This is a genomic window from Amphritea sp. (assembly GCF_050300915.1).
Lineage (GTDB): Bacteria > Pseudomonadota > Gammaproteobacteria > Pseudomonadales > Balneatricaceae > Amphritea.
Map to the genome: position 1 here is coordinate 1 of NZ_JBNKYN010000117.1, position 10,471 is coordinate 10,471.

Sequence of the window (10,471 nt, forward strand, 5' to 3'; positions counted from 1 at the left end):
AGCTGCCTCTGTGGCGCAGTGAGTTATCAGTTCAGCGGCACCCCCAAAGGCTTTCAATACTGCCACTGCTCCCGCTGTCAAAAAAGCTCAGGCAGTGCCCATGGTGCTTTTATGTTTGTTGCACCGGAACAGTTTAAATGGCTCAGTGGAGCAGATCTGGTGACTCGTTACGAGGTGCCAGACGCACAGTTTTATGCCTCCTGTTTCTGTAGCCGCTGCGGATCATCCCTGCCCTGGGAAGTAAAAGGCGCGAATAATATCGCCATCCCGGCGGGCTCACTCGATCAGGACCCGGGGGTTCGGCCCCGCCGCAATATCTTCTACGACTACCGCGCCTGCTGGTTTGAATCCAGCAGTGAACTGGACTGTTTTCCTGAAGGCCCGGTGCGGAATAAATCATAGCCACTAAAAAAGGCCCACTCGGGCCTTTATTAACCTACACTCATAACGCGCTGTAAAATCAGAACTTATCCAGCATTGTTGGCTGAAAATCGTCCGTAGTAACGGTAAAGCCACTCCTCTCGATAGTCTGCTCCAGGGTTTTCTTTGAGCGCAGCAGATCCTCCATGGTGATAGTATTGTTATCCAGGTTATACAGCTGTTCTGATCCACTGTAACTCCAGTTCATAATGACCATCGCATCCCTATCACCCTCTTCTACTGCTGCCATGATCTTTTTCTGCTTCCGGTAGATCTTATTGAGTAACTGTTTCAGATCCCAGACGTAGACTACTTCATACATATACTCATGATCACGGTAGTGTCGCAACAACGACAGAACCACCACTCCGCCTGTAATTACACCGGTCAGATTAAGCCAGAAATTACTACCTTCGGGATTGCCAATTAATTGAATCAGCACAGTAGACAGGGTCAGAGCGACCGCAGCCACTACCACAACAGCACCGATCATAATCTGCTTGTAATGCTTAGCGTAACGCTCTTTGTTAATCTGTTTCAGCTGCATATCAGGTTTACCACAATGATTGAAGCCGCGATTATAATGCCTGCGATGGGTAGCTCCAAGGTGGCAGATCAACTATCTTCCATGTGATCGGTTACAGTTAAATTTATTCCAGACAAAAACAAACGGGAAACAGAATAAATGCTGCGCACACTTGTACTGATGCTGATCTCACTATTTGTCATCACTGGCTGCAGCTATAACCTGCAGCCAGCTCTGTCTGGCACCAACCGGGCCGACAGCTGTGTCACCGCGCTCACGGCTTTGCAACAGCTGAGTATTCGTCACACCGGCATCCAGCAGGGTGAAGTGATTGCAGAGACTCCCTGGTTACGCAGCAACCGGCTGGTTGACTACTTCGCCCACCAGCAGAAACTCTCCGACCCGCAACTGAGTGACCTGCTTGACTATATGTCGCATCTGGCCACGACCGGCCTGAAACTGGAGAGCCAGCTACTGCCAGCCAGACAGCGACAGCGGTGGCTGAAAGACTATCAGGTTGCAGATAGCGACAGTTTTATTGAAGACTGCGGCAACACCCAGGTGCAACAGCAGATGCAGAGCGCGGATAGAACCCGTCAATGGCTATATCGCTTACCTGCCGACAATGATTATCAGCCCCTCGCCCGCCTCGCCGGACTTTATCCTCTCACCGCCCTGATATTTAAGCAGGGCGTGATACGGGAACATAACTGGCTGGAACAGCAACCGGCCGGGCTGCACAACAGCGCCTGGCAGACTTACGCACCACAACTCACCCAGACCAGCCCTCCTGACCTGGCAGCAGCGGCGCGAAACAGCCTGGGCATGGTGATGCTCACTCCGGCGAGCGAGCAAGCCCTGTTTAACTATCACGCTCCGCTGTGGCGCTTACCGAACCAGCAGCCAGTTAACCGGCCAGGACACCCTTACTGGAATGAAACCGGTCTTCAGGTTGATCAGTCACCGGTCAGCTTCACCTATCTTAGTCATGGCATCTATCATCACCAGAGCACCCTGCAGCTCAACTACCTGATCTGGTTTCCTGAACGTCAGCCAACCGGCCACTTCGATCTGGTCGCCGGTAAACACGATGCGGTGCTGTTCCGCGTTCATCTGGCACAATCCGGCGAAGTACTGGCCTATGACAGCATCCACCTGTGCGGCTGCTGGTACAGTCTTATTTTGCCGGCAGGACAAAGCTATACGGCGACTAACGAACTGTATCGCGAACCCACCTTCGTGTTGCACACTCGCAGTGGGCGTCAACTGCTCACACTGACATCCAACTCCCATCTGCTGATCGCCAGTGAAGCGTCCGCCTCCCCCGCAACAGGATCTGAACAGTATCACCTCAAACCCTTTGCGGAGCTGATGCAGCTACCTTCTGGCGGTGCACGGCGCTCAGTGTTCAATCGAGAGGGGTATGTCGCGGGCTCTGAGCGCCCCGAACGCTGGTTGTTCTGGCCGATGGGCATCAGTAACCCCGGTGCTCTGCGCCGCCCCGGTGATCATGCGATCCGCTTTATCGGCACGCTGCACTTTGACGACCCGCAGATCCTGGAAAAGCTGGGCCTGTAACTGCCGGATAAGCAGTGATTAAACCTGTTTCCGGCTAATTTCTGTTTTTTACTTCCCCACGACTCTTGTTCCGGACCGGAGGGACACTTACAATGTTCCGCTAAAATTATCTATCCGATTTCAGGTTTATAAAATCTATGCGAGCCAGCCAATTTCTGATTGCCACACTGAAAGAAACTCCCTCTGATGCAGAAGTTATCAGCCACCAGCTGATGCTGCGTTCCGGCATGGTCCGTAAAGTGGCCGCCGGGCTCTACAACTGGCTGCCAACGGGGCTGCGCACCCTGCGTAAAGTCGAACGTATTGTGCGTGAAGAGATGGACAAGTCGGGCGCTCAGGAAGTGCTGATGCCCTCAATCCAGCCCGCTGAGCTGTGGCAGGAATCAGGACGCTGGGAGAAATACGGCCCTGAGCTGTTAAGATTACAAGACCGTCACAACCGTGAGTTCTGTGTGGGCCCGACTCACGAAGAGGTGATCACCGACCTGGTTCGCAACGAGATTCACAGCTATAAGCAGCTGCCAGCAAACTTCTACCAGATTCAGACCAAGTTCCGCGATGAAGTGCGGCCGCGTTTCGGCATCATGCGCTCACGGGAATTCATTATGAAGGATGCCTACTCCTTCCACTACAACCTTGAATCACTGCAGCAGACCTATGATCTGATGCATCAGACCTACTGCAACATCTTCGACCGTATCGGTCTGGACTACCGTCCGGTACTGGCAGATAACGGTTCGATTGGCGGCAACTCCTCCCACGAATTCCATGTTCTGGCGGATTCCGGTGAAGATGATATCGCGTTTTCCGACAGCAGTGACTTCGCCGCCAATATCGAGAAAGCGGAAGCGGTAGCTCCGGCGGGTGAACGCGCAGCCCCCACGGAAGAGATGACCCTGGTGGATACACCGAACGCCAAGACCATCGCGCAACTGGTTCAACAACATGGTCTGCCGATTGAAAAAACCATCAAGACCCTGTTTGTTAAAGCATCCGATGAGTGTGATGCTGACTTTGTTGCCTTGCTGGTGCGTGGTGATCACGACCTCAATGAGATCAAAGCCGAAAAACTGCCGCAGGTTGCCGCACCTCTGGAGATGGCCGATGAAGTGGCTATTAAAAGTCTGATCGGTGCCGGACCCGGCTCCCTGGGCCCGGTCAATCTGCCAATTCCCTGCATCGTTGACCGCACCGTTGCACTGATGTCTGACTTTGGTGCTGGCGCTAATATTGAAGGTAAACACTATTTCGGTATCAACTGGGATCGTGATGTTGCCCTGCCTGAAGTGGCAGACCTGCGCAACGTCGTCGAAGGTGACCCAAGCCCTTGCGGCAAGGGTAAGATTGTCATCAAACGCGGTATCGAAGTAGGTCATATTTTCCAGCTGGGTCAGCAGTATGCCAAAGCGCTGAACGCTACGGTTCTGGATGAAAACGGCAAAGCGGTCATCATGGATATGGGCTGCTACGGTATCGGTGTCACCCGCGTAGTGGCTGCGGCAATTGAGCAAAACTACGATGACAACGGCATTATCTGGCCTGAAGCGATTGCACCATTCAGCATCGCGCTGGTCGCGCTGAAGTATGAGAAGTCCGAAGCGGTTAGGGAGCAGGCTGATAAGCTCTATGACACCCTGACCCAGGCCGGTTACGACGTGATTCTGGATGACCGTGCCAAGGTCAGCCCCGGCGTTAAGATGGCCGATATGGAGCTGATGGGTATCCCCCACCGTATTGTCATCTCTGAACGTGGACTGGAAGCAGGTACACTGGAATACAAAGGTCGTCGGGATGCTGAGAAGCAGGAGATCCCCCTGGCTGAGCTAACCGCGTTCATTGAGCGTAGCGTAGCTAAGTAATACCGATAAGCAGGCCACAGGCCTGCTTTTTTTTGCCTCGCTATTTAACCTGCGCGTGAATAGGGCCGACGATCACGCGGTATAACCTGACCCGGTATCATTTCATGGATAAAATCCGTCTTCTGGTTCCTCCCAGCGATACCGCTCAGAACTCAGAACGCTGGTATGAGTTTGCAATCTACCTGAGCCGCGCAACCGGATTGAACCTCAGTCCGGTCATCAGCGCCTCGCCTGAGGCTTATCAACAGGGTTTTTCTCAAGCCGAAATGGTTTACTGTGCCCCCGAGCTGGTCACCACGCTGATCCGCGAATTCCGCTTTACCCCGCTGATGCAACCAAACGGAATCTATGAAGAGGTTGCCATCGTTTCCGGTCCAGCCGCTACGATTCATCGTCTCAGCGGCATACAGGACAGCACTCTCGGCGGTATCAAAGGAACCTTCGCTAACCGCCTTGGTCTGACAACACTGATGCAGAAACAGATTCGCCCGGCGGCGATGGTTTACCGCGATAACTGGCTACAACTACTGAAAACAGTACAACAGGGAGAGTTGCCCTACGCCCTGCTGAGCAAGTCGTTTATGGAGCAGCTGTCTCCGCTGAGCCTCACCGCGGTAAATCTTCTGGCCCGCAGCAACCTGCGCAAAGCCTATCCGCTACTGCTGGCGGCACCGCAGCTTAAACCACAGATCAATAATCTGAGACAGCTGCTTGAGGCCATGAGTGCTGAAGCCAAAGGCAGGCAGGTCCTGGAAAAGCTGCAAATACAGGGCTGGAAAAAACCCTCAGAGCAAAGCATTATTGATATGGTTAAAATACTGCGGGGGAAATAACCCGCCGAGATAGACTGCAACCCGCTCATACCACGTTAATCACAGGACAATGACATCTATGTATATCGCAATGAACCGCTTTCGCATTAAACCCGGCCACGAGCAGGATTTTATTGAGATCTGGCAAAACCGTGACAGCCACCTGGAAACCGTTCCCGGGTTTATCTCCTTTAATCTACTGCAGGGCGAGACTAAAGAGGATCACACCCTGATGTCATCTCACGCAGTCTGGGAAAATAAAGCAGCCTTTGAAGGCTGGTTAAAATCTGATGCCTTTAAAAAAGCCCATGCGAATGCCGGTAGCCGCAGAGATATCTATCTTGGACCACCACAATTTGAAGGATTTGAATCCGTCATCTGAGATGACCAGGGCATGATAAACTTAAAGCGTTTAACCGATTGATGATGGATAGGAAGCTGTCTGTGCGACTGACAATACCCTTGCTGCTACTGCTTGTTTCACTAGCACTGCCTGCTGCCGCTGCACCTGAGGAGATTGATCCCGGCTTGCGTGATGCTCTGAAGCAGGCATTTGCACAGAGCAGTAGCTTTGAAGACCGGTTTGCCGCCGAAGTCTGGTTAACCGATATGTCCGGGCGCACCAAACGTTATGTCAGTGATGACCTTGAACGTATTGATATACTCAGAACCGTCCATGCCGAAGCCGACCGGGTTGAATTACCGGTCTCGTTACTGCTGGGTGTTATCCATACAGAGAGTCGCTTCAACCGCTTTGCGGTGTCCGTAGTGGGTGCACAGGGGCTGATGCAGGTGATGCCTTTCTGGAAGAAGGAGATCGGGCGCAGCGACGATAACCTCACCAACATCCAGACTAATCTGCGCTACGGTTCAACTATTCTGAAATACTATCTGGATCGTTCAAAAGGCAATCTGACCGAAGCCCTGGCACGCTATAACGGCAGCTACGGTAAAGTCTGGTATCCGGAAAAAGTCTACCGCAATCAACGCCGCTACGAAGATTAAACCCAAAAAACCGGCACGGGGCCGGTTTCATTTAATACAGAAACGGTCAGAGAATAACAAAACTGACAAATGCTTGCGTCGCTTCAGTACGCTCACTTTTAACCTCTGCAACGCTGGCCAGCTCTGGTCCGATACTCAGCCAGGCTTCGAGTTGCATCAGTCCATGCTCATGGCCACAGGCGATGACCTCTACCCGGCCATCATCCAGATTACGCACCCAGCCGGTTAAACCATGCGCCTGAGCAACCTCAAGTGTTGACTGGCGGAACCATACACCCTGCACACGGCCACTGACAAAAGCATGTAAACACTGCATAGATTCAACTCCTCTACAACGTAAAATATCTATTTACCACAAGCGCAGTTTAACCGCTCAGGTTGCTGCAACAAACAGCTGTTCAAGTGTCAGGCTGAGTTGCTCCTGGCGGTGCTGACTCATCCTTTCTAAGCGCTGATCCAATTCCCGCTGCCAACCATCTGCGGCTTCCACAGGGGAGCGCTCAGGCAGGGGCCAGGGCAGCAGCTGATTCAACTGTTCCAGGGTAAAATTTCCCATATCCCGAGCCAGAATATAGCCACCTCTGTCGGTGCGGCTGATCACCGATGCCTCAAGTAAAATACTGTTATAACTGTCCCATTCGTTCTGCTCAAGCCCGCTAACCTGCTGCAATAACTGCCGGTCAGAGAGTGTTTCGCCGACCTGCTGAGCCTGCCACAACCGCTGCAACACCGCCACCATGGTATGCAGATGAGACAGGTGTCGGCCCCGCCGGTGATCACGATAAACCGACAGCGCCCGGCTCAACTCGGCCCCCAGCAAAATAATCGTCCAGGAGATAAAGATCCAGGCCAGAAACAGAGGCACTGCGGCAAACGCCCCATAGATCAGCTCATAGGAGGGAAACTGAGTGACAAAAAACGCAAACGCCCGTTTAGCGGTTTCAAAAAGCAGCGCGACCACCAGCCCCCCGATCACCGCATTACGCAGCGGCACCTTGCAGTTAGGCACGGCTGCATACAGCAGGGTAAACGCGGCCGCAGACATCACTACCGGCAGCGCCGATAACAGCCGGGCCTTGCCAACCAGCTCGGTGGCACTGGTGAACAGTGACAAAGACGCGATATAGGAACTGACCAGCAACCCCACACCGATCAGAATCGGCCCAAGACTCAGCACCGCCCAGTACAGCAGAAAACTGGACATCCCTTTGCGCGGCTCACTGACTCGCCAGATACGGTTAAAGGCCGCTTCAATATTTTTCATCATCATAATCGATGTCACAAACAAAAAGATCAGGCCGACCGCGGTTAACTTGCTGGCCTGGGCGGCAAAGTCACTCAGATACTCCTGTACCACCGCACCGGTAGCCGGAACAAAGTTTTCAAATATCCAGCCCTGCAGCTCTGGTCCAGCCTCCTGAAACGAGGGGATAGCCGCCAGCATTGCATAGGAGACCGTCATCAATGGCACCACCGCAAACAACGTGGTATAGGTCAGCGCAGAGGCGTTAAGCACCCCTTTATTGAGCACGAACTGGCGCCCAAGGTAGAGAATAAAATGCCCGACGACCCGCAGGGTTAACAGATGATTACTCATCACGACGATCCTGTACTGATGAATTAAAACGATATAATACCCTGCCGCCCTTTAGGCTGGTAGCTAAGCTGTATACAATATCGCACTTACCATTCTATCTGCCGTTACTAACAGGACAAGTTCTATGACTGTTGAGATCTATCACAATCCACGCTGCTCTAAGTCCCGCGCCACACTGGCATTGCTGGAAGAGAATAATATCACCCCTGAGGTGCGTCTCTATCTGGAAAACCCACCTACCGCTGCACAACTGACAGCGGTGGTCGCACAGCTGGGTATCACCCCCCGTGAGCTGCTACGCAAGGGTGAAGATGAGTATAAAGAGAACAACCTCAACGATGACAGCCTGACAGATCAGCAGATTATTGACCTGATGGTTAAGTTCCCTCGCCTGATTGAACGCCCTATCGTCATCACCCAGGGCAAAGCCCGTATCGGTCGCCCGCCTGAATCTGTACTGGAGATTCTCTGAGTGTCAAACCCCTATGTTCTCGTGCTCTACTACAGCCGCCATGGTGCCACCTGCGCCATGGCCAACCAGATAGCGCGGGGGATCGAACAGAGTGGTATCGAAGCACGGCTGCGCACCGTACCGGCTATCTCGGCAAACTGTGAAGCCACCGAAGACACCATCCCGGCCGCCGGTGACCTGTACTGTACAACGGATGATCTGGCAAACTGCTCAGGCCTTGCGCTGGGCAGCCCAACCCGATTTGGCAATATGTCGGCACCGCTGAAGTACTTTATTGATTCTACCAGCAGCCTCTGGCTCAGTGGCGCCCTGATCGATAAGCCCGCAGCGGTTTTCAGTTCCAGTTCAAGCCTTCACGGTGGACAGGAAAGCACCCTGCTGACAATGATGCTACCGCTGCTCCATCACGGCATGGTGATCTGCGGCCTGCCCTACAGCGAAGCGGGACTGATCAGCACTCAAACCGGTGGCACGCCCTATGGCGCAACCCATCTGGCTGGGCAGAACAGCGACCAGCCTCTGGACGAGACTGAATCAGCTCTCTGCCTGGCGCAGGGCAAACGACTTGGGCGCCTGGCCCTTCAGCTACACGATTAAATATTGCAGGATCAAACAATGCAGGACACACTCGCAAAAAAGGTTGCCATCAGCCGCGCCGTCACCCTCTTCAGTTATTTTGGTCTGATTCTGTTATTAACAGCATGGCATCTGATCCTCTCTCCACCCGAGATAGCCAGCCCTTACAGTATCTGGGCATTTCAGACCGTACCACTGCTGCTGTTCTATCCGGTAATACTGAAAAAACATCTTCGGGGCCATATCTGGCTGTGCTTTTTTATTACCGTGTATTTTATGCACTCTGTCACCATTGCGATGTCGGCGCATAGCAGCGCCTCACTCGCGCTGGCTGAAACGCTTCTGGTTGCCACATTATTTATCGGTGCGATGATGTTTGCCCGGTGGCAAAGCCAGCTTAATAAGCTGCTGAATAGCAGCACTCACAATAACGCTGCAGACTGAGACAGGATAACTTTGTGGATCTACAGGCAGTCAGACAACAGTTCCCGGCGTTACAGCAGCAGATTAATAATCAGCCACTGATCTATCTGGACAATGCGGCCACCAGCCAGAAACCTGAAGTAGTAATTCAGGCAGTTGAACAGTTTTATCGCCGCCAGAATGCTAATGTTCACCGGGGGGCGCACCAGCTCAGCGAGCGCGCAACCAGTGCGTTTGAAGCCGCCCGTACTACGGTTAAACAGTTTATCAATGCTGCCTCTGAGCAGGAGATCATCTGGACCCGGGGCACCACCGAGGGGATCAATCTGATCGCCCAGAGTTATGCCCGCCCGTTGCTGCAACCCGGTGATGAGATTCTGCTGACTGAACTGGAACACCACGCCAATATCGTCCCCTGGCAGATTGTGGCTGAACAAACCGGAGCGCTGATCCGGGTGGTACCGATCAACGATAATGGCGATCTCAATCTGCAACGCTTTGCCGAGCTGCTGAATGAGAAAACCCGCATCGTCAGCCTGACCCATATCTCGAATGCCCTGGGCACCATCAATCCGGTTGCCGGGCTGGTGCGCCAGGCCAAAGCGGCCGGCGCTATTGTCGTGATCGACGGCGCCCAGGCAGCGCCTCACCTGGAAATTGATGTGCAGCGGCTGGGGTGTGATTTCTATCTGTTTTCCGGACACAAACTCTTTGCGCCCACCGGCATTGGCGTACTCTATGGTCGCCAGCAACTATTGGAGGCGATGCCCCCCTGGCAGGCCGGTGGCGAGATGATTAGCCGGGTGTCATTTAGTGGTACAAGCTATAACACCCTGCCCTTTAAGTTTGAGGCAGGCACTCCCAATATCAGCGGCGCACTGGGGCTGGCCGAAGCGATTCGCTTTCTCGATACGCTGGATCGCAAAGCACTGGCGCGTCATGAACGGGCATTGATGAACAAAGCGCTGGAGTATTGCTCAGCGATCCCCGGCTTCACCCGCATCGGCAGCCCGACCGCCTGTGCCTCGATTCTATCTTTCCAGCTGAGTAGCCATCATCAGCAGGATGTTGTTCGTAAAAATCGGTAAAGGCATGATATAAGGCCATGGTGTCCGGGTCATCCATGGGTTTAGCAAGCACATTGGACGCAAGTTTCTGAGCGCCGCCACCCACATGTGGTTGCGTTTCTTCCAAACTCATTTG

The 10,471-nt window shown here is 53.3% G+C and carries 13 protein-coding genes; 10 read left to right on the forward strand and 3 right to left on the reverse strand.

Annotated elements, in window-relative coordinates:
- The coding region (locus ACQY8X_RS19880; protein WP_428036876.1) for a GFA family protein at positions 1-402 on the forward strand (402 nt) is incomplete at its 5' end.
- Positions 403-460: 58 nt separating this feature from the next.
- Here ACQY8X_RS19880 and ACQY8X_RS19885 read toward each other — a convergent pair.
- Entirely contained in the window at positions 461-967 is a 507-nt protein-coding gene (locus ACQY8X_RS19885; RefSeq protein ID WP_428036877.1) for a DUF3087 family protein, read from the reverse strand.
- 138 nt (positions 968-1,105) lie between these two features.
- On the opposite strand from ACQY8X_RS19885, the gene ACQY8X_RS19890 reads away from it, so the two are divergent.
- The 5 genes from ACQY8X_RS19890 (at position 1,106) to ACQY8X_RS19910 (ending at position 6,200) form a co-directional block, all read left to right on the forward strand.
- Complete coding sequence (locus ACQY8X_RS19890; protein WP_428036878.1) at positions 1,106-2,524, forward strand: hypothetical protein; 1,419 nt, start codon at positions 1,106-1,108, stop codon at positions 2,522-2,524.
- Between the two features lie 137 nt (positions 2,525-2,661).
- Entirely contained in the window at positions 2,662-4,383 is a 1,722-nt protein-coding gene (locus ACQY8X_RS19895; RefSeq protein ID WP_428036879.1) for a proline--tRNA ligase, read from the forward strand.
- A gap of 104 nt (positions 4,384-4,487) precedes the next feature.
- Positions 4,488-5,216, forward strand: coding sequence for a PhnD/SsuA/transferrin family substrate-binding protein (locus tag ACQY8X_RS19900; RefSeq protein WP_428036880.1), 729 nt, complete (start codon positions 4,488-4,490; stop codon positions 5,214-5,216).
- 58 nt (positions 5,217-5,274) lie between these two features.
- The gene (locus ACQY8X_RS19905) at positions 5,275-5,577 is read left to right on the forward strand and encodes an antibiotic biosynthesis monooxygenase family protein (RefSeq protein ID WP_428036881.1); all 303 of its coding nucleotides are present in this window, start codon (positions 5,275-5,277) and stop codon (positions 5,575-5,577) included.
- A 62-nt stretch (positions 5,578-5,639) separates the two neighbouring features.
- Positions 5,640-6,200: a lytic transglycosylase domain-containing protein gene (locus ACQY8X_RS19910; RefSeq protein ID WP_428036882.1), complete on the forward strand. Its 561-nt coding sequence runs from the start codon at positions 5,640-5,642 to the stop codon at positions 6,198-6,200.
- A 46-nt stretch (positions 6,201-6,246) separates the two neighbouring features.
- Here the strand turns inward: ACQY8X_RS19910 and ACQY8X_RS19915 are convergent, their stop codons facing one another.
- Positions 6,247-6,516 (reverse strand): acylphosphatase, encoded by a 270-nt coding sequence (locus ACQY8X_RS19915; RefSeq protein ID WP_428036883.1) that lies wholly within the window; start codon positions 6,514-6,516, stop codon positions 6,247-6,249.
- 57 nt (positions 6,517-6,573) lie between these two features.
- Positions 6,574-7,797: a YihY family inner membrane protein gene (locus ACQY8X_RS19920; protein ID WP_428036884.1), complete on the reverse strand. Its 1,224-nt coding sequence runs from the start codon at positions 7,795-7,797 to the stop codon at positions 6,574-6,576.
- A gap of 124 nt (positions 7,798-7,921) precedes the next feature.
- Between ACQY8X_RS19920 and arsC the strand changes: the two genes are divergently transcribed.
- From arsC to ACQY8X_RS19940, 4 genes are read left to right on the forward strand one after another with little or no spacing between them, the layout of a single operon-like run.
- Positions 7,922-8,269 carry an arsenate reductase (glutaredoxin) gene (gene arsC, locus ACQY8X_RS19925; RefSeq protein WP_428036885.1) on the forward strand — a complete coding sequence of 116 codons (348 nt, stop codon included), beginning with the start codon at positions 7,922-7,924 and terminating at the stop codon, positions 8,267-8,269.
- A complete protein-coding gene (wrbA, locus tag ACQY8X_RS19930) occupies positions 8,270-8,866 on the forward strand; it encodes an NAD(P)H:quinone oxidoreductase (protein WP_428036886.1) in 597 nt (198 codons plus the stop codon).
- 18 nt (positions 8,867-8,884) lie between these two features.
- Entirely contained in the window at positions 8,885-9,289 is a 405-nt protein-coding gene (locus tag ACQY8X_RS19935) for a DUF2069 domain-containing protein (protein WP_428036887.1), read from the forward strand.
- A gap of 14 nt (positions 9,290-9,303) precedes the next feature.
- Positions 9,304-10,356: an aminotransferase class V-fold PLP-dependent enzyme gene (locus tag ACQY8X_RS19940; protein ID WP_428036888.1), complete on the forward strand. Its 1,053-nt coding sequence runs from the start codon at positions 9,304-9,306 to the stop codon at positions 10,354-10,356.
- Positions 10,357-10,471: the final 115 nt, after the last annotated feature.

Excerpts from the sequence above, each read along its gene's own strand:
- ACQY8X_RS19885 (WP_428036877.1), bottom strand. The coding sequence starts at position 967 with ATGCAGCTGAAACAGATTAACAAAGAGCGTTACGCTAAGCATTACAAG.
- ACQY8X_RS19890 (WP_428036878.1), top strand. The coding sequence starts at position 1,106 with ATGCTGCGCACACTTGTACTGATGCTGATCTCACTATTTGTCATCACT.
- ACQY8X_RS19895 (WP_428036879.1), top strand. The coding sequence starts at position 2,662 with ATGCGAGCCAGCCAATTTCTGATTGCCACACTGAAAGAAACTCCCTCT.
- ACQY8X_RS19900 (WP_428036880.1), top strand. The coding sequence starts at position 4,488 with ATGGATAAAATCCGTCTTCTGGTTCCTCCCAGCGATACCGCTCAGAAC.
- ACQY8X_RS19905 (WP_428036881.1), top strand. The coding sequence starts at position 5,275 with ATGTATATCGCAATGAACCGCTTTCGCATTAAACCCGGCCACGAGCAG.
- ACQY8X_RS19915 (WP_428036883.1), bottom strand. The coding sequence starts at position 6,516 with ATGCAGTGTTTACATGCTTTTGTCAGTGGCCGTGTGCAGGGTGTATGG.
- ACQY8X_RS19920 (WP_428036884.1), bottom strand. The coding sequence starts at position 7,797 with ATGAGTAATCATCTGTTAACCCTGCGGGTCGTCGGGCATTTTATTCTC.
- arsC (WP_428036885.1), top strand. The coding sequence starts at position 7,922 with ATGACTGTTGAGATCTATCACAATCCACGCTGCTCTAAGTCCCGCGCC.
- ACQY8X_RS19935 (WP_428036887.1), top strand. The coding sequence starts at position 8,885 with ATGCAGGACACACTCGCAAAAAAGGTTGCCATCAGCCGCGCCGTCACC.